The 26147-nt window shown below is 75.4% G+C and carries 19 protein-coding genes; 13 read left to right on the forward strand and 6 right to left on the reverse strand.

Annotation, left to right across the window (positions count from 1 at the left end; all coding sequences use genetic code 11):
• The first annotated feature begins 170 nt into the window (after positions 1 to 170).
• The 12 genes from JHAT_RS21130 to JHAT_RS21185 all read left to right on the forward strand — a co-directional run bounded on the left by JHAT_RS21130 (position 171) and on the right by JHAT_RS21185 (position 19703).
• Complete coding sequence (locus JHAT_RS21130; protein ID WP_077799809.1) at positions 171 to 1388, forward strand: phosphatidylserine/phosphatidylglycerophosphate/cardiolipin synthase family protein; 1218 nt, start codon at positions 171 to 173, stop codon at positions 1386 to 1388.
• 50 nt (positions 1389 to 1438) lie between these two features.
• Positions 1439 to 2095, forward strand: coding sequence for a maleylpyruvate isomerase N-terminal domain-containing protein (locus JHAT_RS21135; RefSeq protein ID WP_077799810.1), 657 nt, complete (start codon positions 1439 to 1441; stop codon positions 2093 to 2095).
• A gap of 69 nt (positions 2096 to 2164) precedes the next feature.
• Positions 2165 to 3250, forward strand: a complete 1086-nt coding sequence (locus tag JHAT_RS21140) for a MerR family transcriptional regulator (protein ID WP_253195562.1) — start codon at positions 2165 to 2167, stop codon at positions 3248 to 3250.
• Between the two features lie 72 nt (positions 3251 to 3322).
• Positions 3323 to 4177: a DUF4132 domain-containing protein gene (locus JHAT_RS21145; protein ID WP_077799811.1), complete on the forward strand. Its 855-nt coding sequence runs from the start codon at positions 3323 to 3325 to the stop codon at positions 4175 to 4177.
• Positions 4174 to 9318 carry a hypothetical protein gene (locus JHAT_RS21150; protein WP_077799812.1) on the forward strand — a complete coding sequence of 1715 codons (5145 nt, stop codon included), beginning with the start codon at positions 4174 to 4176 and terminating at the stop codon, positions 9316 to 9318. Before JHAT_RS21145 ends, JHAT_RS21150 begins: the two co-directional genes overlap by 4 nt.
• Positions 9319 to 9350: 32 nt before the next feature.
• On the forward strand, positions 9351 to 10520 hold the full coding sequence (locus JHAT_RS21155) for an AAA family ATPase (protein WP_077799813.1): 1170 nt from the start codon (positions 9351 to 9353) through the stop codon (positions 10518 to 10520).
• Between the two features lie 5 nt (positions 10521 to 10525).
• On the forward strand, positions 10526 to 14092 hold the full coding sequence (locus tag JHAT_RS21160; RefSeq protein ID WP_171990993.1) for a DUF5682 family protein: 3567 nt from the start codon (positions 10526 to 10528) through the stop codon (positions 14090 to 14092).
• Positions 14093 to 14719: 627 nt separating this feature from the next.
• Positions 14720 to 16042, forward strand: coding sequence for a hypothetical protein (locus JHAT_RS21165; RefSeq protein WP_375603577.1), 1323 nt, complete (start codon positions 14720 to 14722; stop codon positions 16040 to 16042).
• Between the two features lie 172 nt (positions 16043 to 16214).
• The gene (locus JHAT_RS21170; protein WP_077799815.1) at positions 16215 to 17345 is read left to right on the forward strand and encodes a cellulose binding domain-containing protein; all 1131 of its coding nucleotides are present in this window, start codon (positions 16215 to 16217) and stop codon (positions 17343 to 17345) included.
• 179 nt (positions 17346 to 17524) lie between these two features.
• On the forward strand, positions 17525 to 18601 hold the full coding sequence (locus JHAT_RS21175; RefSeq protein ID WP_077799816.1) for a lytic polysaccharide monooxygenase: 1077 nt from the start codon (positions 17525 to 17527) through the stop codon (positions 18599 to 18601).
• Positions 18602 to 18735: 134 nt separating this feature from the next.
• Positions 18736 to 19125, forward strand: coding sequence for a luciferase family protein (locus JHAT_RS21180; RefSeq protein ID WP_077799817.1), 390 nt, complete (start codon positions 18736 to 18738; stop codon positions 19123 to 19125).
• Positions 19126 to 19334: 209 nt separating this feature from the next.
• Positions 19335 to 19703 (forward strand): DUF779 domain-containing protein, encoded by a 369-nt coding sequence (locus JHAT_RS21185; RefSeq protein ID WP_077799826.1) that lies wholly within the window; start codon positions 19335 to 19337, stop codon positions 19701 to 19703.
• A 38-nt stretch (positions 19704 to 19741) separates the two neighbouring features.
• Here the strand turns inward: JHAT_RS21185 and JHAT_RS21190 are convergent, their stop codons facing one another.
• The 6 genes from JHAT_RS21190 to JHAT_RS21215 form a co-directional block, all read right to left on the reverse strand.
• On the reverse strand, positions 19742 to 19936 hold the full coding sequence (locus JHAT_RS21190; protein WP_077799818.1) for a hypothetical protein: 195 nt from the start codon (positions 19934 to 19936) through the stop codon (positions 19742 to 19744).
• Positions 19937 to 20051: 115 nt separating this feature from the next.
• Complete coding sequence (locus JHAT_RS21195) at positions 20052 to 20915, reverse strand: phosphatidylinositol-specific phospholipase C/glycerophosphodiester phosphodiesterase family protein (RefSeq protein WP_077799819.1); 864 nt, start codon at positions 20913 to 20915, stop codon at positions 20052 to 20054.
• A gap of 179 nt (positions 20916 to 21094) precedes the next feature.
• Positions 21095 to 22177, reverse strand: coding sequence for an acyl-CoA dehydrogenase family protein (locus tag JHAT_RS21200; RefSeq protein ID WP_077799820.1), 1083 nt, complete (start codon positions 22175 to 22177; stop codon positions 21095 to 21097).
• Entirely contained in the window at positions 22174 to 23355 is a 1182-nt protein-coding gene (locus JHAT_RS21205; protein WP_077799821.1) for an acyl-CoA dehydrogenase family protein, read from the reverse strand. The genes JHAT_RS21200 and JHAT_RS21205 overlap by 4 nt, the downstream gene beginning before the upstream one ends.
• On the reverse strand, positions 23352 to 24323 hold the full coding sequence (locus tag JHAT_RS21210) for an NADPH:quinone oxidoreductase family protein (protein ID WP_077799822.1): 972 nt from the start codon (positions 24321 to 24323) through the stop codon (positions 23352 to 23354). Before JHAT_RS21210 ends, JHAT_RS21205 begins: the two co-directional genes overlap by 4 nt.
• Positions 24324 to 24417: 94 nt before the next feature.
• Positions 24418 to 24990: a helix-turn-helix domain-containing protein gene (locus JHAT_RS21215; RefSeq protein ID WP_077799823.1), complete on the reverse strand. Its 573-nt coding sequence runs from the start codon at positions 24988 to 24990 to the stop codon at positions 24418 to 24420.
• Positions 24991 to 25071: 81 nt separating this feature from the next.
• Here JHAT_RS21215 and JHAT_RS21220 point away from each other — a divergent pair, with 81 nt between their 5' ends.
• Positions 25072 to 26073, forward strand: a complete 1002-nt coding sequence (locus JHAT_RS21220) for an NAD(P)/FAD-dependent oxidoreductase (RefSeq protein ID WP_077799827.1) — start codon at positions 25072 to 25074, stop codon at positions 26071 to 26073.
• Positions 26074 to 26147: the final 74 nt, after the last annotated feature.

The raw sequence follows: 26147 nt of genomic DNA on the forward strand, positions 1-26147 counted from the left end.
CCGTCCCCTCCGTCTCGGCCGGACGCCCCCGGCGCCCGCGGCAACCCGAGCTCGCAGGCTAGCCGAGGCCCCCCTCCGTGAGGCCGGTGGCCAGGGGTCTGAGGGGCGGATTAAGCTTCCGGGGCCCCGGCAGCACGAGGACGGCCGCGGCACAGGCAGGTGGAGGACCGATGCCAGAGCAGGCTTCAGCGCCCGGGCGCACGACCACGACGGAACGGCGGGACGACGCCGGACCGGCCGGCGTCCAGCGCTTGCGGCGCCGTCTGGAGCGGCTCATCGGCGTGGCCGCCACCGAGGGGAACGAACTCACCGCCCTGCGCAACGGCGACGAGATCTTCCCGGCCATGCTGGAGGCGATCCGGTCGGCGCGGCACACGATCGACATGATGACGTTCGTGTACTGGCGGGGCACCATCGCCCACGACTTCGCCGCCGCCCTCGCGGAACGCGCCCGGGCCGGGGTCCGGGTGCGGCTGCTGCTGGACGGGTTCGGCGCCAAGGAGATCGAGCGGGAACTGCTCGACGCCATGGACGCCGCCGGTGTGCAGGTGGCCTGGTTCCGCAAGCCGCTGTGGCTGTCGCCGTTCAAGCAGAACCACCGCTGCCACCGCAAGGCGCTGGTGGTCGACGAGCACACGGCGTTCACCGGCGGCGTCGGTATCGCACAGGAGTGGTGCGGCGACGCCCGCAACCCGGACGAGTGGCGCGACACGCACGTCAAGGTGCGCGGTCCGGCCGTGGACGGCATAGCCGCGGCGTTCGCCCAGAACTGGGCGGAGTGCCACGACGACCTCTACGACGACCGGGACCGCTTCACCGAGCACGCCCAGCCCGGTTCCTCCGTCGTCCAGGTGGTGCGCGGTTCGGCCAGCTTCGGCTGGCAGGACATGCAGACCCTGATCCGGGTCATGCTCACCTCCGCCGAACACCGCTTCCGCCTGGCCACCGCCTACTTCGCCCCCGACACCTACTTCATCGACCTGCTCTGCGCGACCGCGCGGCGCGGGGTGACGGTGGAGATCCTCCTGCCCGGCCCGCACACCGACCAGCGCGCCTGCCAACTGGCCGGCCAGTACCACTACGCACGGCTGCTGGACGCGGGGGTGTCGATCCGCCAGTACCAGCCGACCATGATGCACGCCAAGATCGTCACGGTGGACGGCGTGGCCTCGCTGATCGGTTCCACCAACTTCAACCGGCGGTCCATGGACCACGACGAGGAGGTCATGCTCGCCGTCCTCGACGAGGAGTTCACCGCCGGTCTCGACCGGGACTACGACGCGGACGTCGAGCGCAGCGTCGCGATCGACCGGTCCCGCTGGCGGCGGCGGCACGCCTGGCAGCGGGTGCGGGAAACCGCCGTGCTGCCCATCCGTCGGTTCCTGTAGGCGCCCGGGCTCGGCTTGTCCGCGCCCGGGCACCGCACTACGTTGCCGGCGTGGATCTCTTCTCCCGCTCCTGGACGGCGCTGCGCGCCGCTGTCGCCGGACTCCCGGACGAGGACTTCGCGAAGCCGTCGGGCTGCGCCGACTGGCTCGTCCGGGACCTCGTGTGCCATCTGGTCGTCGACGCGCAGGACGTCCTGATCACCCTCGTCACCCCCGCCGAGGCGGAACCGACCGTCGACGCGGTGTCCTACTGGAAGGTCGGGGACCGGCCGCCGACCGGTGAGGATCCCCTCGACGCGCTGACCGTCCGGCTGGCCGCCGCGTACGAGGATCCGCGACTGCTCGCGTTCCACCTCGACGACGTCGGTTCCGCCGCGGGCCGCGCCGCCGAACTCGCCGACCCCGGCGCCCGGGTGGGCACCCGGGGCGAGGTCCTCACCGCGGGCGACTACCTCACCGCGTACGTCCTGGAGTGGACCCTGCACCACCTCGACCTGATCGCGCACCTCCCGGATGCGGCGGGACCGCCGGCACAGGCCCTGGCCCACTCCCGCGCGTCGCTGGAGAAGATCGCCGGCACCGCGTTCCCGGCGTCGTTCACCGACACGGACGCGCTGCTCGTCGGCACCGGCCGCCGGGCGCCGACCGGCGCGGAGGAGGCCTCGCTCGGCGGGCTCGCCGCGCGCCTGCCGTTCGTGCTCGGCTGACACCGGCCGGGCTCGGGGCGCAGGGACGGGATTGACCCTCGACCTGGTCAAGGGCCCAGAGTCAGCGGCGTGGAGAACGAGATGCGCAGCATCGGGGAGACGGCCCGCGACAGCGGTCTGGGCGTGAGCGCCCTGCGGTTCTACGACCGTGCCGGTGTGCTGGTCCCCGCCCGGGTGGATCCGGTCAGCGGCTACCGCTGGTACGCGCCGGAGCAGGTGGAGGAGGCCCGGGTGCTGGCCCGGCTGCGGCGGACCGGGATGCCGCTGGCGGACATCCGGCTGGTGCTGGCCGGCTGGTCCGGCGCGGACCCGGACCTGGTGCGGACCCTCCTCCGGGCGCACCTCCGCCGTCTCGAGCAGGGGCTGTCCGAGGCCCGCGACGAGTTCTCCGCGCTCAGCGACCTACTCGACCACAGGGAGAACCCCATGACGTCGCTCCGTACCGGCACCGTCCGGCTTTCCGTCCCCGCGCCCGAACTGGCCGCCGCGCTGGACGCGGTCCGTTTCGCGGCCGGCACCGACCCCGGACTGCCGGTGCTCGGCGGGATCCTGTTCGACCTGGACGACGGCGCGCTGCGCGTGGTGGCCACCGACCGGTACCGGCTCGCCGTGGCGCGCACCGGTGCCGCCGGGTACGACGGGCCCCGCGTGCAGGCCGTCGTGCCCGCCCCGCTCGCCGACGCGATGCGGGCGCTGCTGACCGGCGGGGAACCCGTCCGGCTCACGGTCGACGGTGACCGCGTGACGCTCGACGACGGGGACCGGCAGGCGGCCGGCCGGCGCCTCGCGCACGACTTCCCCGACTACCGCCGTCTGGTCCGGCTGCCGTCCGGGCGCCGGACCGTCGTCGACGTGCCGGCCCTCCGGCGGGCCCTGGAGACCGGTCCCGTCCGCCCGGACGAGCAGGACGGCACCCCGTACGACGTCAGCGTGCTGCGCGTCGCGGACGACGGCGCGGTGACCGTCTGCGAGGACGGCGACGACGCCCCGGACCGCGTGGCCGTGAACCGGGCGTTCCTGCTGCACGCGCTCGCCGCCGGCGCCCGGGACCGGCTGGTCCTGGAGTTCGGCGACCCCACCGCGCCCCTCGCGGTCCGCCGGACCGACGACGAGCACACGTTCTCGCTGCTGATGCCGGTCCGCCTGGAGAACTGACCGCCGCACGGCGTTGTCAGTGGCCTGTCCTACAGTTCCCAGCACTTGATCACTGCGGTGCGGGAGGCACGTATGGGGTGGGTGACGGCCGGGGACTACGAGGTCGCCCTGGACGACGGGAAGGTGGTGTGCCGCAACGCGGCCGGGCGACGGCTGAAGTCGGTGCCCGTCAAGCTCTCGGACGACCCGGCCGTGGTCGGGCTGCGACAGCTCGCCGAGTGGCTGGATCGGCACGAACGCCAGTGCCTGGCCGACGTGGAGCGGTGGATGGTGCGGTCGCTGCCCGTCCCCCTGGACGTCCTCACCCGGGTGTGGCCCGACCCCGCCTGGCGGTCCGCCCTGCGCGACCTCGTGGTCACCGGGGCGGACGGCGAGGTCGCCGGGTTCCTGCGGGACGCCGACCCCGAGCGCGGGCTCGGCCTCGTCGACCTCGACGGCGACACCGTGCGCATCGCCCCCGCCCTCGTCCGCCTCCCGCACCCGGTGCTCCTGGAGGACCTGGAGGAGCTGCGGGAGTTCGCCGTCGAACTCGGCGTCGAACAGCGGGCCCGGCAGCTCTTCCGCGAGGTGTGGCACCGGCCCGCCGGACTCGACGCCGAGGCCACGTCCGTCGAGGAGTACGCGGGCGGCGCGTTCGGGGAACTGCGCTTCCTGCACGGCCGGGTCACCCAGCTCGGCTACCGCGTGCGCGGCGGATACGCCGTCTGCTCCGTGCGCGAGGAAGGGCACGGTGTCGAGGCCCGGGTCTGGGTCGGCGACCACGAGAGCTACGGGGAGACGGAGACCGGTCCCCTGATGTGGACCGACACCGCCGGGCAGGTGCTGAAGCTCGGCCGGATCGGGCCCGTGGCCTGGTCGGAGGGCATGCGCATGGCCGCGGCGCTGTACGCCGGGCGCGACATCGAGGACGAGGAGCGGGCGGCATGAACGGCACGCACGGGACGAACACCGCCGGCGCCGTGTACGACGACGCCACCGCCGCCGCCCTGCTGGAGGCCGGCGCGATCCTGCCGCCGGGGAGCACCGCCCGCGAGGACGCCGACACCCTCACCGTCCGCACCTACACGCACCCCGCCCTCGACGACCGCAGCGTCGTCCGGCTCGTACCGGGCACCCTCGGCGACGCCGAGGACCTCGCGCTGGACTTCCTCGGACTGGCCCGGGAGACGAAGGCGCCCGAAGTCGGGCAGGTGCGGCGGGAGACCCTCGGCTTCCCGGCCTGGGCCCTGGTCAACGACCCGGCGAACGGACATCACGCGCTGGCCCTGGTCAAGGACGTCGAGCGGCTCGCCCGGCAGGCCAAGTCCCGTCCCGGCACCGCCAAGGAGGGCTTCGAGGAACTCGGCGAACGGCTCGGCCGGACCGTGCCGCACTTCCTGCCCACCTTCTACGAGCAGGCCGCCCGCGTCTTCCTCCAGTACGACAACACCACCTATGCCGCCGCCTTCTTCGGCAAGGCCCGTGACGCCGAGCGGGTGCACGCGCTCGCCGTCGACGAGGAGCGGCAGCGGGCCGTCTTCCTGGAGTTCGCCTTCGCCGGGGCCCTGACGGTCAAGGCGCTCAAGCAGCACGTGAAGGACCTCACCGCGCGGCTCGACGGCGCTCACGCGTGGGAGCAGTTCCGGCAGCTGACCGTGGAGCGCTGCGCGGCCGGAATGCCGCCGTACGCGTCGCTGCCGCAGGACGCGCGCGCCCTCGTCAAGGCCGCGGGACCGGACCGGGTCGAGGCCGAGTGCGCCTTCGTCGCCGACCTGGTCGCCTCCCCCGCCGCCGTGCGGGCACCCGCCTCCTTCTGGACCGCCTACCGGGCCACCCTGTCCGTCCTCGCCGGGCGGCGGCCGGAGGTACGGGCGCGGCTGCTGGAGATCATGCCGGTCGGGCTGGACCGCACGACCGAGGCCGACGAGTTCTGGCTGGAGCTGCTGGCCGAGTGCGGTGCCGACCTGCTGCTCACCGGCGAGGCCGGCGGTGACGAGGCGGACGGCGTCGACGCGGCCGACTGGCTGAGCCGGTGGGCCGCCCACCGCAAGCACGGCGGCACGGTCGGCGGCCGCTCGTCGGCCACCCTGGACCTCGTCGCCCGGATGGCGCCGCGACTGCGCTTCGGCGGACGGCCCGTCGACCTGTTCACCGGCCGCCGGCACGTGGGCGTCGACGTCGACCTGCTCGACCTGTGCGCCGCCGAGGACATCCCGCTGGCCCTCCCGGACCCCGGCACCGAGGTCCACATGAGGCTGAACGACTGGATGCTCTCCGACCGGCCCGGCAGGCGCGACCTGACCGCCGTCGCGGCGGACCCGCGGCTGCGCCCCCTGCTGCTGCGCGCCGTCGGCGCGGTGGGCGACGACCGCACCGGGTCCCGGGCGTTGGAATCCCTCGCCGGACACCCCGTCCTCGGCGACGTGCTGCGCGAGTGGCTGGACGGCGCGGTCGGTGAGCTCACCGGCGCGTCGGGCCTGCCCGGGGCCCGTGCGGCGCTGAACCGGCTGAGCCCCTTCCGTTCCGTGGCCCCGCGCGCCAACCCCGAGGCCGTCGCCCGGGTCGCCGGGTACGCGACGGCTCCCCTGCTCGGACGCACCCTGCGCGCCGGCATCCTGGACGAGCTGGGCTGGCCCGCGCTCGACGAGGCGCTGCGACTGCTCGACGCCGAGGTGCGCAAGGACCGCGACAACACGCTGACCGTGGAAGAGGCCTGGCCCTGTCTGATCCTGAGCCGCGGGAACAAGGCGCTCGTCGTGGGTCCCGACGGCATCGTGCTCGACCACGAACTGCGGATACCGGTCGATCTGAGGCGCTGGGAGCGCCCGCAGTTCCGCTACACCGACGGTGAACTGCTGGTGGTGTGGTGGCACGACGGCAAGCAGCGCGGCTACTGGTCGTCCCGGCCGGCCGAGGTCCTCACGCTCACCGGTGAGCAGGTGGTGCACGGATGGCACGGCGCCGGCACCGGCGCCCCGTCGATCCCGCTGCCCGGCGGTGGCCGGGTCACCGGCGGCCGCACGCTGCACGCCGGTGACACCGTCCTGCCCGCCGGCCGTCCCGTCCTCGGCGACGGCACGCTGTTCTGGCGCCAGGGCAGGCAGGGACGGCAGCGGGTGTGGCTGGAGTACGACCCGGAGACCGGCACCCACGGACGCGCCTCCCTGCCCGCCTTCCTGCGCTCCGGCATCCGGGACGACGCGACGCTGCTGCAGGACGAGTGCGAGACGCTGCCTCTGCAGCCCGGCCTGGAGGGAACCCCGTTCGGCACCGACGGGACCGTCGTCGGCCGTTGGGTGCGCGCCGAGGACGAGGCCGAGGAACTGCGCACGACCACCGGTACGCCCGACGGGCGCACCGTCACGCTGCGCACGTCGCGGCGCATGACGCGCGCCGTCGCGCTCGGCGCGCTGCGGCTGCCCGGGGGCGCCGCGCCGGTCGTGGCCCGGACACACCGGCGGATCTCCCTGTTCGCGCCGGACGACCCCACCGCGGGCGGTGAGCTCGGCCACGTCACGCCGAACGAGCGGGGCGGGACGTTCGCCGCGGGCACGCCGTTCGTGCCGCCGGTCGCGTTCTGGCACGCGCTGCGTCCCCGGGACGAGGCCGCGTCGGCCGTGCTGCGGTCCCTCACCGACGAGCGCGCCGCCGAGATGTTGCGGGAGGCGGCACGGGCGCTGGCCGAACGCGAGGCCCGGGTGGCCGCGGCCGCTCGCGCCGGCGGGGCGGCGAACGGCCCCGCCGGGACGGCCGGCGGCCGGGGCCCCGGTGGTCCGGCGGCCCCCGGTGGTCCGGCGGTCCCCGGTGGTCCGGCGGTCCCCGCTACGACGGTGGACGCCGACGGCGGGCCCGTCGTGCCGAGCGCCGACGACGTCGTGCGCCGGGCCGTGTCCCGCTCGCTGCCCGACCTCACCGACGAGCGGATGCTGACCGGCGTGGCGGGCCTGGTGCGGACGGCGCTCCAGGTCGCCGGCCAGGCCACCACGTTCGCGACACCGCCCGTGGAGAAGCCGGAGCCGGACCGCCGGCTGACCGAGGGCATGTTCGCGGACCACCGCCCCGAGCACGGCACCGACGAGATCCTGCGCGAGGCCACGTCCGGCCTGACCGGACTGTGGGGAGGCTACGGCGGCAGGGAGCAGTGGCACACGCTCCGTCAGATCCGCGCGGTGAACCACGTGCTGTCGGGGAAGCCCGCCGACGGCAGGAAACTGCCCGACCACGCCCGCCTCGCCGCGCTCGGCGACGGGTGGCACAGCGAGGAGCACACGGTCCCCGGCATCGGCCTGGTCTGGCCGCCGCTGCTGGCCGCGCTGCGCCCGCTCGCCTACCGCGCCGCCTCCCCGGCCCTGCCCGCCGCCGAACGCGAAGCACTGCTGCTGCTGTTCGAAGCACTCGCCGAGGGGCTCCTCACCGCCCCCGGGAACACCCTGCGCGAGGTCGTGCTGAGCGAGCCGCGCGACAACCGGCAGCGCGTCGGGCAGGTGATGCGCCGCGACGGCCGCACCGTCGTCGTCCTCGGCTGCCGGAGCACCGACTACGCCCGCAACCGTGTGCAGTGGCTGGCCCTCGACCACGATCCGACGGGCCGTTTCGGGGCCGTCGCCCACTTCGTCCTGGAACGGGAGACCCGGTGCACCCCGGCGCTCACCGCCGACGAGCTCACCGCCGTCGTCCGGCTGGTCCGGGAGAAGGACGCCGCGCCGTGGCAGGCCGAGGCGCCCGCCGCGCTCGCCGAGGCGACGGGCGGGGCGCTGGGCCCGGTCCAGGCCGCGGTGCTGCTCGCGGGGTGTCCGGCGGCCGCCGGACCCGAGGCGCTCGTCGTCACCGGCCTGAAGCCGCGTCAGTTCGCGGTGGGCAACGGCATGCTCGGCTCGCTCACCGCGGAGGACCGGGCGGCGCTCATCGGCGCCCTGCTGCCCGGGGACCCCGCCGAGCTGTGGACGTCCGGGCCCGACACGCGGTCGGCGGGCCGGGTGTGGGCCGAGCGCCTCGGCTCCCTCGTCCGCGTGCCCGAGGACCTGGCCGCCTGCCTCGACGGGCTGCCGACCGCATACGCCGAGTCCGTCCTCAACCCGGGCCGTACCGCGTGGATCGCCCGCACGACCGTGCAGCGGCCCGACCAGGAGGGCCGGCTGGCCGCGGAGGACCCCGCGGCACTGCCCGGGAGCCACCATCTGACCGGAGCGGTCGCCGCTCTCGCCTCACTCGCCTACGCCCTGCCGTACGGCCATTCCCTGCGTGCCGCCCTGCCGGACGGTCTGGCCGCGCTGCGGCGCCGCGTCGCCGACCCCGCGCTCCTGCTCGACCTGAACGTCGGGTGGACCGAGAAGGGCGGGTACACCGCCGGCGAGCTGCGCAAGGCGTACGGGCTGCCCGAGACGGGCGGCGCCGACGAGGACGGCACGACCTGGGTCGGGGAGGCGCTGGCGCTGCGCCCCTGGCACGGCGACGCGGAGACGGTCCTGATCCGTCCGGCCGGCCTCACCGGGCCGGACGACGCGGTCCTCGGGCTGCTCGAGGGACTCGTGGGCCCCGCACGGGCGACGGGCCTGCGGGCGCTGCGGACCCTCCTCGACGACGAGCAGACCCGGGCCGTCGCCGCCGGACACGATCCCGAAGGGCCCGTCGGCTACGCCCAGGACCCGACGGTCGGCGTGCCGGAACTCGTCGCCGAGGTCGCCGAGGCCCACGGCCTGGGCGAGGACGCGGCGGCGCTCTACCTCCAGCTGCTCGCCCTGCCCGACCCGACGGACCGCAACGTGGCCCGCTGGACCGGCTGGAAGCCCGCCCGCCTGAAGAAGGCCCGCGCCGAACTCGCCGCGACGGCCCTGGTCGTGGAGGCCAAGCGGCCGCGTGCCGGGCGCTCGCTGTTCCTGCCCTGCGGCTGGCTCGGCCTCAAGGCCCCCGCACTGCCGGTGGAGACGTGGAAGGAGGGCCTGTACCCGGTGCGCGAAGGACTGCGGGCCGTGCCGGCGCTGCCGGTGCCCGAGCTGTTCGCCCGGGCCTGGGACCGCGTCCGCTCCGGCGACGCGCCCGCCTACGAGAAACTCGTCACCCGGCCCGCACGGAAGGGCCGCCGCCGATGACCACCGCTCCGAGCCCCCTGGAAGATCCGCCGATGACCACCGCCCTGTCCCCCGACACCGCCCGCCAGATCGTGCCTCCCGAGGACCGGTACGCCACTGAACTGGCCTTCCTCGCCGCGTACGACGCGGGCCCGCGCCCGCCCGCCTGGCGGCTCACGCCCCGGGCCGTCGTCACGTTCGTCATGGGCAGCGACGGCCGGGCGCTGCGCCTGCCCGACGACGCCGAGGTGCCCGAGGGGGTGCCGCGCCGTCTGACGGTGGAGGGCAAGTTCGTCGGCGACCGGGCGCTGGTCGAGCGGTGCGTCGTCACCCTCGCCGGGGAGCGCGGCCTGCTGCTCGTGGGTGAGCCGGGCACCGCCAAGTCGCTGCTGTCCGAGCTGCTGTCCGCCGCCGTGTGCGGCACCAGCGGCCTGGTCGTGCAGGGCACGGCCGGCACGACCGAGGACCAGCTGAAGTACGGCTGGAACTACTCGCTGCTGCTGGCCCGGGGACCCAGCCGGCAGGCGCTCGTGCCCTCGCCCGTCCTGACCGCGATGGCCCGCGGCGGCATCGCCCGGGTGGAGGAGGTCACCCGCTGTCTGCCGGAGGTGCAGGACTCCCTGGTCTCCCTGCTCTCCGAGCGGCGCATCGCCGTGCCCGAGCTCGCGGGCACCGACGACGCCCTGGCCCACGCGGCACCGGGGTTCAACCTCATCGCCACCGCCAACCTGCGCGACAAGGGCGTCTCCGAGATGTCCGCCGCGCTCAAGCGCCGCTTCAACTTCGAGACGGTCGGCCCCATCCCCGACCTCGACGCGGAGACGGCGCTGGTGCGCAGCCAGGCGCGGGCCTCGGTCGAGCGGGCGGGGGCGCCCTTCCGGGTCGACGACGCCGTGCTGGAGGCGCTGGTCACCGCGTTCCGTGACCTGCGCGAGGGACGGTCGGCGGAGGGCTGGGAGGTCGAGCGGCCGTCCACCGTGATGAGCACCGCGGAAGCCGTGTCCGTGGCGGGTGCGCTCGGGCTGGCCGCGGCCTACTTCCCCGGCGACCGCGATGTGCTGGGGCTGCTGCCCGGGCACCTGCTCGGTGTCGTGCGCAAGGACGATCCCGCCGACGCGGCCCGGCTTCGGGGCTACTGGGACGGTCCGGTGCGGCGTCGCGCGGAGCAGGGTTCGGCCACCTGGCGCACCCTGTGGGACCTGCGCACGGTCCTGGAGGCCTGACGGCCGTGTCCCTCTCCCCGTTCCCCTCCCCCGCACCGTCCCTCTCCCCCGGTGAGGCGGCCGACGCCCTCACCGATCCGGGGGCGCCCTACCTCATCGGTGTACGGCATCACGCGCCGTCCTTGGCCGCGGCCGTGCCCGCGCTGCTGGACGGCGCGGCTCCGGACGTCCTGCTGGTCGAGCTTCCCGCCGAGATGCAGGAGTGGCTGCCCTGGCTCGGCCACGAGGAGACGCGGGCGCCGGTCGCGCTGGCCGCGGCACCCACCGAGGGGGGCGGGGGGCCGGCGTTCTACCCCTTCGCCGACTTCTCCCCCGAACTCGTCGCCGTGCGCTGGGCGGTCCGGCACGGGATCCCGGTCGTCGCGTGCGACCTGCCGCTGGCCGACCGGGCGTGGAGCGGCGGCCGGGGCTCCGCGCCCGACACCGGTGGGCACGGCCTCACCCGCGCGCTGCGGGCCCGGCTGACCGGCCGCCCCGGCGAGGACCTCTGGGACCGTCTCGTCGAGGCGACGGCTCCCGGCTCGGCACCCGAGGCACTGCGCCGGGCCGCGCTGCTGACCGGGTGGGCGCTGCGCGAGGAGGCGGCCGCCTCGGGCGGGGTGCCCGAGCTGGATCTGCGCCGCGAGCAGTGGATGCGGGACCGGCTGGCCGCCGCCACCGCGCGGGGGGAGCGGGCCGCCGTGGTCGTCGGTGCCTTCCACGCCCCGGCACTGGCGTTCCCCGCCGGGGAGGGGGAGGAGGAGGCCGACGCGGACGCCGGGACCGGACGCGGCACCGGGGCCGGTACCGGACGGCCGGTGTGGACCACCTCGCTCATCCCGTACACCTACGCCCTCCTGGACGAGCGGTCGGGCTATCCGGCCGGCATCCGGGACCCGGAGTGGCAGCACCTGGTCCTGGGCGCGGCGGGCGATCCGGCCGCGCTGGAGGAGGCACTGACCGGGACGGCCGTGCGGGTGTGCGCGCGGCTGCGTGCCCTCGGTCATCCGTCGGGCCCCGCCGACGCACGGGAGATCACCCGGTTCGCCTCGGACCTCGCACGGCTGCGGGGGCTGCCGGCGCCGGGCCGGGGGGAGCTGGTCGAGGCGGTGCAGACGGTGCTCGCGCAGGGCGAGCCGTACGGCAGGGGGCGGGCCGTCGCGCGGGCGATGGAACAGGTGCTCGTCGGGACGCGCGGTGGCCGCCCCGCCCCGGGCGCGCCCCGCAGCGGTCTCGCCCCGGCGGTGGAGGCGGAGCTGTCCGCCCTCGGACTGCCGGGTCCCGCGACCGACGGGCCCGGCGGCTCGGAAACCCGGGACCTGCGCCTCGATCCCCGGCGTTCCGACCTCGACCGTCGGCGCGACCTGATGCTGCGTCGGCTGACGGTGTGCGGAGTGCCGTACGCGGAACCGCGGGAGGTCGTCGGCGCGGGGGGCGCCGAGACGCTGACCACCCGGTGGGAGGTGCGCTGGACACCGGCGACCGAGGCCGTGCTGTCCGCGGTCGGCGTACGCGGTGTCACGCCCGCCCAGGCCGCCGAAGGGGTGCTGCGGGAGCGGTGGCGGGCGGAGCGGGACGAGGGAGGGCCCACGCCCGCGCAGACGCTGGAGGGACTGCGGCAGGCGGCGGAGTGCGGTCTGCCGGGGCCGGCGGACTCGCGGCTGGCGGAGGCCGCCGAGGTGCTGCCCGGCGCCGCGGCACTGCCCGAACTGCTGACCGGCCTGGGCCTGCTGGACCGGTTGCGGGCGGGGCACTTCGCCGGGCTGGGTGCCGACGGGGACCGTACCGCCCGGGCCGCCGCCGTGGCCGAGCTGCTCACCGCCGCGGCGGTGCGTCAGGTGGACGGTCTGGCCGGCTCGGAGGACCCGGCGGACGCGCACGCCCTGCTGGAGCTCGCCCACCGGGCGGACCTCCTCGGCGGCGTCCGGCTGACCGACGCCCTGGCCCGGCTGGCCGAGGACGGCTCGCCTCTGATGCGCGGTGCCGCCGGAGCCGTCCGGGTGCTCCTCGGGCACGAGGACGCGCGGGTGCTCGGCGAGCGGGTCGCCGCGTGGGTCGACACGGCGAACGACCCCGCGTCCCGGGCCGCGCTCACCGCACGGCTGACCGGGCTGCTGACGGCCGCCGGCCCGTTGTTGGAGTCGGCCGCCCCGGCGCTGGAACCGCTCCTGAACCGGGTGTCCGAGCTGCCCGACCGGGACTTCCTCGACCGTCTGCCCGCTCTGCGCGGCGGCTTCGACGCCCTCAGCCCGGCGGCCCGCGACCGGCTCCTGTCCACCGTCGAGGAGCGGTTGGCGGTCGGACACCTGGCCGACACCGGCACCGTGGATCCCGTCGCCCTCGCCCGGTGGACCGGCGCGGACCTCGCGGCCCGCGCCACCCTCGGCGCCCTCGGTCTGCTGCCCCCGCCACCGCCCGGCGGGGCCGGAACACCCGGCCCCGCCGCCGCGCGCGGGGACGCGCCGCCCGTCGCCGCCGGGGAACGCCGGCCGGCTCCCGCCGACCGCTGGCGGCTCGTGCTGGGCCGCCGGACCGACCGGCTGCCCCCGTCGGCGGCCGCACTGGCCACGGCGCTGGACGAGCTGTACGGCAGCGGACGGGGCGAGGGCAGCCGGGGTGACCTGACCGGTCCCGGCCGCGGCGGCGGCCGGGAGGCTCCCTATCCCGGCGTGCGGGAGTGGTCGCAGGACCTGGCGGCGCTGTTCGGCCCGGGCATCCGGGAGGAGGTGCTGGCGGCCGCGGCCGCCTCGGGCCGGCCGGACGTCCTGGCCGAGCTCCACCCGGACAGCGCCCGGCCCTCCGTCGACCTGCTGCGGACCGTGCTCCGGCACGCGGGCGGCCTGCCCGAGTCACGCCTGGCCGCGCTCCGGCCGCTCGTGCGGAGCCTGGTCGACGCGCTGACCCGGCAGCTGGCCACCCGGCTGCGCCCCGCGCTGCACGGCACGGTCCTGCCCCGCCCGAGCCGACGGCCGGGCGGCGGCCTGGACCTGGCCCGTACGCTGAGGGCCAACCTGGCCTCCGCGCGCCGCGGCCCGGACGGCACCGTCCGGGTCGTCCCCGAGCACCCCGTCTTCCGCACCCGCGCCCGGCGCGCCGCCGACTGGCGGCTGATCCTGGTGACCGACGTGTCGGGGTCCATGGAGGCGTCCACGATCTGGTCCGCGCTCACGGCCTCGGTGCTGGCGGGGGTGCCCACCCTGTCCACGCACTTCCTGGCGTTCTCCACGAGGGTCGTCGACCTCACGGACCACGTCGAGGACCCGCTGTCCCTGCTGCTCGAGGTCAGCGTGGGCGGCGGCACCCACATCGCCGCGGGTCTGCGGCACGCCCGCGAGCTCGTCACCGTACCGTCGCGCACCCTCGTCGTGGTGGTCAGCGACTTCGAGGAGGGTCATCCGGTGGGTGGTCTGCTCGCCGAGGTCCGGGCCCTGGTCGGGGCGGGCTGCCACGTCCTGGGGTGCGCGAGCCTCGACGACGCGGGGCGGCCCCGGTACTCCACCGGCGTCGCGGGTCGACTCGTCGCGGCGGGCATGCCGGTCGCCGCCCTCAGTCCGCTCGAACTCGCCCGCTGGGTAGGGGAGAAGATCGCGTGAACCCACACCTCCCTCCGGTCGATCCGGCGGTGACCGCCGAGCTCGTCGCGGCGCTGACCCCCCGGCTGCGCAAGCGACTGGACTCGGGCGTCACCAAGGTGGCGGGACGGCCGGCGGTCCGCGAGGGCGACGTGGTGCGCATCGCCGTGGACGACGACACCGACCTCGAACTGCACGCCCCCGGTGGCGTGGTGACCCGTGCGGAGGCGATCCGCTGCGGTTGCCTGCTCGCGCCCGGCTGCCTGCACCGCGCCGCCGCGGCCTCGGCCGCGCCGGTCGCCGACCCGACCCGGCCGGCGGCCACCGACCCGACGGACCCACCGACCACGGGCCCGGAGCCGACAGACCCGCCGACCACCGACCCGACGCACCCACCGGCCGCCGACCCGGCAGACCTACCGGCCACCGACCCGAAACCGGCAGACCCGCCGGCCTCGGACCAGGCCCGGCCGGCGGCCGCCGACCCGACCTCGTCCACGGTCACGCACCCGCCGCAGCGGCCGGACGGCACCCCCACAGCCCTTTCGGACACGGGCCCCCCCGTCGACGGCGCCCGCCCCGGCCCCCGACACGGCCACCCCCGAGCAGCGCGCCGCCGCGGCGGAGCTGTGGGACGCCGCCGCCGCGGTGCTGGAGGCCGGTACGGACGGCGCCGGGGCCGTGATCCAGGCCGAGTTGCTGCGCGCGGCGCACTCCGCACGGCTCGCGGGGCTCCCCCGGGCGGCGGGCCGCGCGATCTCCGTCGTCACGGCGTTGCGGGCCGCCCGGAGCGCCGACGCCGCCTACCGCCTCACCGACCTCGCCGCCGCGCTCCGCGAGGTCCTGCGGCTCGCCCACCGCCTCCCCGACGCCGGCGGGCGGGAACTCCCCGCGCTGCGCGGCAGCGTGCGGCAGCCGTACACCCCGAAGGGTTCGCTGCGCCTGTACGGGCTGTTCTCCGAGCCCGTGCTCACGGCGACCGGACACGCGGGAGCCGTCACCTGGACCGCCGACGCCACGGGCAGGCTCCACACCGTCTCGGACGTCGCGCCGGGCGGCGCCGGCCGGGCCACGGGCGCCGCCGACCGCGGCGTACGCATCGGCGACACGACCCTGACCCACCGTGAACTCTCGCGTGCCGGGCTCGTCGTGTCCGGTGCGACCGTCTCCCCGACGGGCCGCCTGGGCGCGGGGGCGGGCGTCCGGGCGGTCCGCGCGTCCGGTGCCGCGTGGCACGCCGAGCCGCTCGACCGCCTGTGGGCGGTCCCGGTGGCCGAGCAGGTCACCCGTGCGCTGACGACCGACCAGGACCTGCTGTTCCTGGACGTCACGCTCACCGGCACGGTGCGCGAGGCGGCGGGCGAGTGCCTGATCGCCGACTGTGCCGGACTGACGCTGCGCCTCGCCGCCGCCCACGACGATCCCGCGCTGCCCCACCGCGACAACCTCCGCCTCCTGGCGTCCGCCCGGGGGGCCCGCCTGCGGGTCGTCGCCCGTCTCACGCCGGCCCCGTTCCCCCGCGCGCTGCTCCTGGCCGTCAGCCATCCCACCGATCCCGGCGCCCGGGTCGACCTGGGCCTGGACCGGCTCCGCCGCGCGGACCTGCCCACGTCCGTGACGCCGGCCGCCGGGCCCGTGCCCGACACCGACGAGGCCCCGGTGCACCTGCTGCGCCGGCGGGTCCACCAGGCCGTCTCCGGCGGGCGCCGCGTGCTGGCGTTCCCCGGCGGCCGGGACGCCGACGGCCCACGACTGCGCCGGAGCGGCCTGGTCACCGCGGGCGAACTCCTCGACGAACTGCACGCCGCCGCGGCGGACCGCTCGCGGGACCCGTTCGGCCGGCTCCTCCCGGCGGACACCGGCCGCTTCGCCCGCGCCTGGCTCGCCGCCGCCGTCTACGCGCAGGAGCTCGACCGCGCCCTGTGCGCCGCCGCGTGGGGAGCGGACCCGGGCGGATGTGACGCCTCCTGACCTGCACCTTCGAAATTCCTTCGACACCACTGGTGCACACAGTCTTGTCAGGGACATGAACGACTTCTACAGTCCTCAGCACACCGGTAGGTGGGAGCGCTCCCATCCGTGGGGAGACGGGAGCGCTCCCCCGCCGGCCCCCGTCCCCCACGTCCTCTCGGGAGAGGCCCCCATGCGACCGCCACGGCACCACATCCGCCCCTTACGGGCCTTCCTGGGCGCGCTGCTCGCACCTTTCGCCCTGGTGGCGTCACTCCTCACCGCGGCGCCGGCCCAGGCGGACACCGCGATCTGCGAGGCGTTCGGCACGGCGACGGTCCAGGGCCGCTACATCGTCCAGAACAACCGCTGGGGCACCGAAGCGGAGCAGTGCATCACCGTCACCGGTTCGGGCTTCCGGGTCGACCGGGCCGACGGCTCCGTGCCCACCAACGGCGCCCCGAAGTCGTACCCGTCCGTCTTCGACGGCTGCCACTACACCGCCTGCGCGCCGGGCACGCGCCTCCCGGCCCGGCTGAGCGACATCGCCGAGGCGCCCACCAGCGTGTCCTTCGGTTATGTCGACAACGCGGTCTACGACGCCGCCTACGACATCTGGCTCGACCCGACGCCCCGGACCGACGGCGTGAACCGGACCGAGATCATGGTCTGGTTCCATCACACGGGTCCGGTCCAGCCGGTGGGCTCCCGGGTGGGCACGGCCACCGTGGCGGGCCGCTCCTGGGAGGTGTGGTCGGGCAACAACGGCTCCAACGACGTCCTGTCCTTCGTCGCCCCGTCGGCGATCGGCAGCTGGAGCTTCGACGTCATGGACTTCGCCCGACAGGCCGTCTCGCGCGGACTCGCCGCGAACGACTGGTACCTGACGAGCGTCCAGGCGGGCTTCGAGCCCTGGCAGGGCGGCGCCGGCCTGGCGGTGACCTCCTTCTCGTCGGCCGTCGACACGGACGGCACCCCCGGCGGACCCGGTGAGCCGGGCGATTCCGCGGCGTGCGAGGTCGCGTACGCCACGAACGTCTGGCCGGGCGGCTTCACCGCGAACGTCACCGTCACCAACACCGCCGCCTCCCCCGTCGACGGCTGGCGGCTCGCCTTCGCGCTGCCCTCCGGGCAGCACGTCACGAACTCCTGGAACGCCTCCGTGACCCCGTCCACGGGCACCGTCACGGCGACCGGCCTGGACCACAACACCCGGATCGCGCCGGGCGGCAGCGCGACGTTCGGTTTCCAGGGGACCTACACCGGCTCGTTCTCCGCGCCGGACGCCTTCCGCCTCAACGGCACCGCCTGCGCGACCGCGTAGCGCCGCACACCGCGGCCACCGGCCGCGCACCCATGTCCCTCCGCTCCGATGTCCCCCCACTCCCCCGCCCGGCCGGTCGGCACCCTTCCCCGGCCGGGCGGGGCTCCACCGCACGGCACACACCTCCTGGTTGTCATGCGCTGATCACCAGCACCTACTGAGCGAAACAGGAGACCCCCATGGTTCGACGCAGCAGATACCTGTCCCTGGCGGCGGTACTGGCCACCCTGCTCGGCGCGCTCGGCGTGACCGTCCTCTTCGGGCAGGGCCGGGCCGAGGCGCACGGCGTGGCGATGATGCCCGGCTCGCGCACGTACCTGTGCCAGCTGGACGCCATCACCGGCACCGGCGCCCTGGACCCGACCAACCCGGCGTGCCAGGACGCGCTCGACGAGAGCGGGGCCACGGCGCTGTACAACTGGTTCGCCGTGCTCGACTCCAAAGCGGGTGGGCGCGGCGCCGGTTACGTACCGGACGGCACGCTGTGCAGCGCCGGCGACCGTTCCCCGTACGACTTCTCCGCCTACAACGCCGCCCGCGCGGACTGGCCCCGCACGCACCTGACGTCGGGCGCGACGATGAAGGTGCAGTACAGCAACTGGGCGGCCCACCCGGGTGACTTCCGGGTCTACCTGACCAAGCCGGGGTGGTCGCCCACGTCCGAGCTGGGCTGGGACGACCTCCAGCTGATCCAGACGGTGACCAACCCGCCCCAGCAGGGTTCGCCCGGCGCCTCGGGCGGCCACTACTACTGGGACCTGGCGCTGCCCTCCGGCCGCTCGGGCGATGCGCTGATCTTCATCCAGTGGGTGCGTTCGGACAGCCAGGAGAACTTCTTCTCCTGCTCCGACGTCGTCTTCGACGGCGGCAACGGCGAGGTGACCGGCATCCGCGGCTCGGGCAGCACCACGCCGACGACGCCCCCGACCACGCCGCCGCCCACGCACACCGGTGACTGCATGGCCGTCTACTCCGTGCAGAACTCCTGGAACGGCGGCTTCCAGGGTTCCGTCGAGGTGATGAACCACGGGACGGAGCCGCTGAACGGCTGGGCCGTGCAGTGGCAACCCGGGGCGGGGACCACGCTGGGCAGTGTGTGGAACGGCTCGCTGTCGAGCGGCGACGACGGCACCCTCACGGTCCGCAACGTGGAGCACAACCGGGTCGTCCCGCCGGACGGCAGCGTGTCCTTCGGCTTCACCGCCACCTCCACGGGCAACGACTTCCCGGTGGGGACGGTCGGCTGCGTGGCGTAGGACGGCACGGGCGGGCGCCGCGCGGTCGTGCGCGACGCCCGCTCCGGGCTCCCGGCACGCCCGTCGACCTCACGTGCCGGTTACAAATCGCTCAACCCCTGGTTGCGGCGCGGTGATCCGGCGACGATAGGGGCATGACTCTGGCCCAGCGCGCCTTCGAGCGGCTGCACGCCTGGCCCGACCTCACCAAGGGTCCGGCCAGTTGCGGAACCGGGCGGGCACTGCGCTCCGCCCATGACGAGATCGTCCACTTCCACTCGGACCGGGACGTGGACCTCCACCTGACCCACCGGGCCATCCAGCGTTTCCAGTACGACCTCGGCGGCTCGAGCGCCATACACCTCGTCCCCGGCTCCCGCTGGGTGACCGTGCACCTGGACTGCGACACGGACGTCGACCTGCTGCTGAGCCTGGTGAGCATCGCCCTGAAAGCCCATCAGTCGCGGCCCGCCTCGGACCTGCCCCCGGGGTGCAACTTCCACCGCGTCACGGTGCTCCCCCGCTCGGCGGCCGGGGAGGTCTGAGACAGCGCGCCGCCGATCCACGGGGTCGCGGCCCGGGGGCCGCCGGCCACATCGCCGTCCCGGACGGGAGCGCTGCCGTCGTCGGCCACCGGACCGGAACACGTACGACTTCGCAGGTGTACCGCAGGTACGCCGAGGAAGGCTTCCGGGCCGCGGGCACCGGAACCCCGCAACGCACTCGCAACCTCACCCGTGCTGACATGCACGGCATGGGCGACACATACGAGGAGACCCCGCGCGTCGAGCTCACCGCCTCAGCGGCCGATCTGCTGCGGCGCCTGCACGCGGCGCACGGGCCCCTGATGTTCCACCAGTCCGGCGGGTGCTGCGACGGCAGCGCCCCCATGTGCTACCCGGCGGGCGAGTTCCGCACCGGCGCCGCGGACGTCCTGCTGGCGGAGCTGGTCGTGGAGGGCGTCGAGGAGCCGGTGGCGTTCTGGATGTCCCGCAGCCAGTTCGCGGTGTGGAGCCACACCAGGCTGATCGTCGACGTCGTCGAGGGGAGGGGCAGCGGCTTCTCGCTGGAGGCGCCCGAGGGGGTGCGCTTCCTCATCCGCTCCCGCGTCCTGGACGCCTGACCCCCGGCCCCCGGGCGCCGCCCCGACCTTCCGTCACGTCATGGCCTGAGGCTGCCGACGATGTCCGCCGTGGCCATGAGACCGCTGTTGATGGTCGGGGCGATGCTCGTGCCGGCCAGGTAGAAGCCGAGCAGCAGACAGACCAGCGCGTGCGAGATCTTCAGTCCGCCGTTGCGCAGGAACAGCACCGCCAGGATCGTCAGCAGCAACACCACAGAGATGGAAATGGCCATCGTCAACCTCCTCCGCCACGTCCACTTCGCGGCGTTCGGCCGTAAGTGTGGCGTAACGGAGGGTTTCTCCGGGCGGCTGACCTGTCCGCCGAACGTGTGATGTTCCGGCGGCGGGCTACGCGCTGCGGCGGGCGTCGAGGAACGCCTCGAGCCCCGCGAGGTCGTCGGTGTTGAGGTGGTCGACGCCCGCGGCGAGCAGCTCGCCCCACACCGCGTCCCGGGCGGCGCCCGGCAGGTCGGGGGTGGCCCAGAAGCGCACCCGCTGCCCGCGTCCGTGGGCCGCGCCGACGATGTCGCGCAGCTTGCTCCGTTCGGCCTCGGGGAAGGCGCCGACGCCCTGCCAGGTGAAGTTGAGCGTCCAGTTGTCGCTGATCAGCGGCACGAAGGAGGCCGGGGCGGAGGTGCCGAGGTCGGTGAGACGGCCGTCGTAGAAGGCCCGGCGCGTGCTCTGGGCGGCCATGGGGGCGCGGGCGGCGCGGTCGCCGGAGACCACCACGGTGACCGCGCCGGGGTGGACCCGGCCGTGGGCGTAGGTGGTGAACAGGTGGGTGTAGCGGCGCAGGTGACGGTCGAGTTCCAGGTACGTCGCCGCTCCCTCGGTCTTGATGTCGACGAGGAGTTGCAGGGGGCGCCGCTCGCCCCGGTGGACCCGGCCGTGGTGGGCGCGGACGCGGGCGGCGAGCGGGTCGAGGTAGAGGGACTCCAGGGTGCGCGCCGGGTCGAGGTCCTCGGGGTCGTGGGCGACGAGGAGTCGGTCACCCACGAGGTGGATGTCGGCCTCGACGCTGCCGAAGCGGTGGTCGAGGGCGTCGAGGAGGGGGCGGGGGTGCTCGTAGTCGTTGTGGGCGTGCGCACGCCACAACGGGCGGGGTCCGTGCCTGCCTTCGCCCGCCAGCGCGGTGCCGGCGGGCAGGGCGACCGCGCCCGCGAGGGCGGCGCCGAGGGTGGTGAGGGCTCTGCGTCGGGTGGTGCGGGCCATGCTCTGCCTCCCTGGGGGTGCCGTACGGGACGCTGTGAGTATGGGGTCCCGGAGCGCTCAGGGAGCAGGGGTGTGCGGGGAGTTGGCCGGACGTCCGTCGGTCGTTCACTTCGCGGGAGGGGCGTGGACGGGAGATGCCCGCCCCCGGAGGGACGGGCACCGCTCTGCCTGGCGTTCCGTCAGGGAGCGCGCAGGTCGGCCAGTTCGGCCAGCGCCTCCCGGTGGGCGCCCGCCGTGCCGAGGGCGATCGAGTCGGCCTTGGCCCGCTTCAGAAAGAGGTGGACCGGGTGCTCCCAGGTCATCCCGATGCCGCCGTGCAGTTGCAGCGCCTCCTCGGCGACGTGGACGGCGACCTGGGCCGCGTACGCCTGGGCCACGGCGACGGCCACGTCGGTGTCCTCGCCGGTCGCCAGCGCGTCGGCCGCGTTGCGGGCGGCGGCCCGCAGGCCCGCGACCTCCAGCCACAGCCGGGCGAGCCGGTGCTTGAGCGCCTGGAAGCCGCCGACCTGGCGGTTGAACTGCCGGCGTTCCTTGAGGTAGCCGACCGTGTCGGTCAGCAGCCGGTCGGCGAGGCCCAGTTGCTCGGAGGCCAGCAGTCCGGCCCCGGCCCGCAGGGCGCGCCGTACGGCGGGTTCCGCGTCGCTGAGCCGGCGTCCGGGCGCGCCGTCGAGCACGACCGTCGCCAGGGGCCGGGTCAGGTCCAGGGACGGGCGGGGGGTGACGGTCGCCGCGTCGGCGTCCACCGCGTACAGGGCGCCGTCGTCCGCCGGGACGAGCAGGACGTCGGCCACGGCGGCGTCGGCGATGCCGGTCAGCTCCCCGTGCAACGCCCCGTCCCCGACCCGTGCGGTCGCGTGGGCGGCCCCCGGCGCGGTGTGCAGGCCGACGGCGAGGGCGCCGATCCGGCGCCCGGAGGCCAGCTCGCCGAGCAGGTCCCCGGCGTCGCAGGCCAGCAGGGCCTCGGTGGCGACGACCGCGCTGGTCAGATAGGGCACGGGCGCGACGGACCGGCCCAGCTCCTCCAGGACGACGGCGGCCTCCCGGTGGGTGGCGCCCTGGCCGCCCTGTGCCTCGGGCACCAGGAGCCCGGCGAGGCCCATGCCCTCGGCCAGCGTCTTCCACAGGGCGCGGTCGTGGGGCGCGTCGGACTCGGTGCGCGCGATGACGCCGGCCGGGTCGCAGTGGTCGGTGAGCAGGTCCCGGACGGCGGCGCGCAGCGCCTCTTCCTCCTCCGAGTACAGCAGATCGGGCTGGGCGCTCATCGGGCCAGGTCCTTCCAGGCGACGTCCTTGTCGGTGCGCGGTTCGGCGGGCAGGCCGAGGACGCGCTCGGCGACGATGTTCAGCAGGACCTCGCTGGTCCCGCCCTCGATGCTGTTGCCCTTGGAGCGCAGGTAGCGGTATCCGGCCTCGCGGCCGGTGAAGTCCACCAGCTCGGGGCGGCGCATGGTCCAGTCGTCGTACAACAGGCCCTCTTCGCCGAGGAGTTCGACCTCGAGGCCGCTGATCTCCTGGTTGAGGCGGGCGAAGTTCAGCTTCATGCCGGCGCCCTCGGGGCCGGGCTGGCCGGCCGCCAGCTGCTGGCGCAGCCGTGCGCCGGTGAGCCGGGCGACCTCGGCCTCCACCCACAGGCCGAGCAGCCGCTGGTGCAGGTCGTGGGTGCGCAGCTCGGGGCGTTCCCGCCAGGTCCCGGCGATCTTGCCGATCATGCCGCCCTCGCGGGGGATCGGGGTGCCGCCGATGGCGACGCGTTCGTTGTTCAGCGTGGTCTGCGCGACCCGCCAGCCGTCGCCGACGTCGCCGAGGCGCAGGGAGTCGGGGATGCGGACGCCGGTGAGGAAGACCTCGTTGAACTCGGCCTCGCCGGTGATCTGGCGCAGCGGCCGGACCTCCACGCCGGGGTCGGTCATGTCGCAGAGGAAGTAGGTGATGCCGCGGTGCTTGGGCACGTCCGGGTCGGTGCGGGCGATGAGGATGGCCCAGCGGGCGAGGTGGGCGCTGGAGGTCCACACCTTCTGCCCGTCGACGATCCAGTCCTCCCCCTCCCGGACGGCCCGCGTGCCGAGGGCGGCGAGGTCGGACCCGGCGCCCGGCTCGCTGAAGAGCTGGCACCAGACCTCCTCGCCGGTCCACAGCGGGCGCAGCAGCCGGCGCTTCTGCTCCTCGGTGCCGTACTGGAGGATGGTCGGGGCGGCCATGCCGAGGCCGATGCCGATGCGCCGGGGGTCGTTGTCGGGGGCGCCCGCGGCCGCCAGCTCGGCGTCGACGACCGCCTGGAGGGAGCGCGGGGCACCGAGTCCGCCGAGGCCCTCGGGGTAGTGCACCCAGGCGAGCCCGGCGTCGAAGCGGGCCCGGAGGAAGTCGAGGCGGTCGGTGTCGGCCGGCGGATGGGCGGCCAGCAGCTCCCGTGTGCGTCGGCGCAGCTCGTCGGCGTCGGTCATGCGTCGGCCCCCTTCTCCAGGACGACGGCCACCCGGCCGGTCGTCTTCCCGTCGGCCACCCGCTGCACGGCGCCCGCGGCCCCCTCCAGCGGCACCCGCTCGCTCACCAGCGGCTTGACGGCGCCCCGCGCGGCCAGCTCGGTGAGCTGCTCGTGGCAGTGCCGGACCAGCTCGGGGTTCTTGGTGTTGTACAGGCCCCAGTGCAGGCCGAGGATCGAGTAGTTCTTCACCAGGGCGTGGTTCAGCGCCGGGCTCGGGATGGTGCCGCTCGCGAAGCCGACGACGACGATCCGGCCCTCGAAGGCGACGGTCTTGGCGGACCAGGTGTAGGCGTCGCCGCCGACGGGGTCGTAGATCACGTCGGCGCCCCGGCCGCCGGTGGCCTCCTTCACGGCGGCGACGACGTCCTCGCTCCGCCGGTCGATCACGACGTCGCAGCCCAGCTCGCGGGCGACGGCGGCCTTCTCGGGACCGCCGACGACGCCGATCACCCGCGCCCCGGCGGCCTTGCCGAGCTGGACGGCCGCGCTGCCGACCCCTCCGGCGGCGGCGTGGACGAGCAGGGTCTCGCCGGCCTCCAGACGGGCCCGGCGGTGCAGGCCGAACCAGCCCGTCTGGTAGCCGATGTGCAGGGCGGCGGCCTCGGCGTCGTCCAGGGCGTCCGGTGCGGGCAGCAGGGCGCGGGCGTCCGCGACGGCGTACTCGGCGAAGCCGCCGTGGGGCAGCGCCGGGTTGGCGATGACGCGGCGCCCGTCCTCGGTCTCGCCGCAGACCTCCACGCCGGGGGTGAACGGCAGGGGCGGCCTGACCTGGTACTGGCCCCGGCACATCAGCGCGTCCGGGAAGTTGATGTTGGCGGCCCGGACCCTCAGCAGGACCTGGCCGTCGCCGGGTGTCGGGGGCGGCACGTCGCCGAGGCGCATCACCTCGTCCGGCTCGCCGTTCTCGTGCACCTGCCATGCCTGCATGCGGGGCCTCCACGCGACTGTCACTGTCGGTCCGGTTCCCCGCATACTAAGCGGTCGCTTGCCGATCGGGGAACAGGCGGCGGCAGGTCGTCCGTCACGGCCGGGCCGGCCGTGCGCGCACGTGCATCCGCTCCCCCTGCGGGCCGAACAGGCTGAGGAACTCGACCGGCCCCTCCCCCGTCGAGCCGAACCAGTGCGGCACCCGCGTGTCGAACTCGGCCGCCTCCCCCGCGCCGAGCACCACGTCGTGCTCGCCGAGCACCAGACGGAGCCGGCCGGAGAGGACGTAGAGCCACTCGTAGCCCTCGTGGGTCCGCGGGTCCGGTTCCTCCTTCCGCTGCGGCTCCAGCACCTTGAACGCCTGGAGGCCGCCCGGCTGGCGGGTGAGCGGCCAGTGGGTGCGGCCGTGGCGCACGACAGGCCGGGCGCGCACCCGGGGGTCGCCGACCGGCGGTGCGCCGACCAGCTCGTCCAGCGCCACCTGGTGGGCCCGGGCGATCGGCAGCAGCAGCTCGAGGCTCGGCCGGCGCAGCCCCGACTCCAGCCGCGACAGGGTGCTGACCGAGATGCCGGTCGCCTCGGACAGGGCGGCGAGGGTGACCTCGCGCTCCTTGCGGATCTGCCTCAGCCGCGGTCCGACTCCCGCGAGTACGTCGTCTGCAGTCATAGGCCCATTCTTGCAGAACCGGCAAATACGTTTGTCGATCCGGGGGTGTGCGGGCGACCTTCTGACGTGGAGGTGGTCACCATGACCGAGAAGCAGGACCTGCCGGAGAAGGACCCGGGGAAGCACTCGCAGAAGGCCCCGGAGAAGTACGAAGCGATCGTCGTCGGCGGCGGCGCGGCCGGGCTGTCCGCCGCGCTCGTCCTCGGCCGGGCCCGGCGCCGCACCCTGGTCGTCGACGCGGGTGAGCCGCGCAACGCCCCCTCGGACCACCTGCAGGGGTACCTGACCCGGGACGGCGTGTCACCCGCCGAGTTCCTGGCGCTCGGCCGGGAGGAGATCGCGCGCTACGGCGTCGAGCTCGTCCGGGACCGCGCGGTGGACGTGACCCGGGGCGAGGACTTCGCCGTGGAGCTGGCGGGCGGGCGGACCGTGCACGCCCGGCGGCTGATCGTCACCACCGGTCTGAAGGACGAGCTGCCGGACGTCCCCGGGGTCGCCGAACGTTTCGGGCGGGACGTGCTGCACTGCCCGTTCTGCCACGGCTGGGAGGTCCGCGACGAACGCTTCGGCGTCCTCGCCACCAGCCCGCTCGGCGTCCACCAGGCGCTGATGGTCTCCGGCTGGTCGGACGACGTGACCCTCTTCCTGCACACCGTCGCCGAGGAGGAGCTGTCCGACGACGACCTGCGCCGGCTCTCCGCGGCCGGGGTGAAGGTGGTGCCCGGCGAGGTCGCGGGGCTGCGCGTCGAGGACGACCGGCTCACCGGTGTCCGGCTGGCCGGGGGCGCCCCCTCCGGGGAGGGCTCCGTCCACGAGCGGTCGGTGCTCTTCGTCGCCCCGCGCGCCGTGCCGCGGACCGGCCTGATGGAGCGGCTGGGCGCCGAGCTCCAGGAGACCCCGTTCGGCGCCTACCCCGTGGTCGACCCGACGGGCCGGACCAGCGTGCCGGGCGTGTGGACCGCGGGCAACGCGATGGGCTTCGCCGAGCAGGTCGTCCACGCGGCGAGCGGCGGCTACCGCGCCGCCTCCGCGGTCGTCGGCGATCTGCTCATGTCGGACCTGGACGCGCGCATCGACGCGTAGGGCGCGGCGCGGACCACGCCGGCGGCGGGACCGGCCGCCCCCGGAGGGACCCCGCGCCGCGGACCGGCGACGGC

Source organism: Streptomyces sp. JHA26 (assembly GCF_002005565.1).
Classification (GTDB): Bacteria; Actinomycetota; Actinomycetes; order Streptomycetales; family Streptomycetaceae; genus Streptomyces.

Excerpts from the sequence above, each read along its gene's own strand:
- JHAT_RS21130 (WP_077799809.1), top strand. The coding sequence starts at position 171 with ATGCCAGAGCAGGCTTCAGCGCCCGGGCGCACGACCACGACGGAACGG.
- JHAT_RS21145 (WP_077799811.1), top strand. The coding sequence starts at position 3,323 with ATGGGGTGGGTGACGGCCGGGGACTACGAGGTCGCCCTGGACGACGGG.
- JHAT_RS21150 (WP_077799812.1), top strand. The coding sequence starts at position 4,174 with ATGAACGGCACGCACGGGACGAACACCGCCGGCGCCGTGTACGACGAC.
- JHAT_RS21155 (WP_077799813.1), top strand. The coding sequence starts at position 9,351 with ATGACCACCGCCCTGTCCCCCGACACCGCCCGCCAGATCGTGCCTCCC.
- JHAT_RS21170 (WP_077799815.1), top strand. The coding sequence starts at position 16,215 with ATGCGACCGCCACGGCACCACATCCGCCCCTTACGGGCCTTCCTGGGC.
- JHAT_RS21175 (WP_077799816.1), top strand. The coding sequence starts at position 17,525 with ATGGTTCGACGCAGCAGATACCTGTCCCTGGCGGCGGTACTGGCCACC.
- JHAT_RS21180 (WP_077799817.1), top strand. The coding sequence starts at position 18,736 with ATGACTCTGGCCCAGCGCGCCTTCGAGCGGCTGCACGCCTGGCCCGAC.
- JHAT_RS21185 (WP_077799826.1), top strand. The coding sequence starts at position 19,335 with ATGGGCGACACATACGAGGAGACCCCGCGCGTCGAGCTCACCGCCTCA.
- JHAT_RS21190 (WP_077799818.1), bottom strand. The coding sequence starts at position 19,936 with ATGGCCATTTCCATCTCTGTGGTGTTGCTGCTGACGATCCTGGCGGTG.
- JHAT_RS21195 (WP_077799819.1), bottom strand. The coding sequence starts at position 20,915 with ATGGCCCGCACCACCCGACGCAGAGCCCTCACCACCCTCGGCGCCGCC.
- JHAT_RS21200 (WP_077799820.1), bottom strand. The coding sequence starts at position 22,177 with ATGAGCGCCCAGCCCGATCTGCTGTACTCGGAGGAGGAAGAGGCGCTG.
- JHAT_RS21205 (WP_077799821.1), bottom strand. The coding sequence starts at position 23,355 with ATGACCGACGCCGACGAGCTGCGCCGACGCACACGGGAGCTGCTGGCC.
- JHAT_RS21210 (WP_077799822.1), bottom strand. The coding sequence starts at position 24,323 with ATGCAGGCATGGCAGGTGCACGAGAACGGCGAGCCGGACGAGGTGATG.
- JHAT_RS21215 (WP_077799823.1), bottom strand. The coding sequence starts at position 24,990 with ATGACTGCAGACGACGTACTCGCGGGAGTCGGACCGCGGCTGAGGCAG.
- JHAT_RS21220 (WP_077799827.1), top strand. The coding sequence starts at position 25,072 with ATGACCGAGAAGCAGGACCTGCCGGAGAAGGACCCGGGGAAGCACTCG.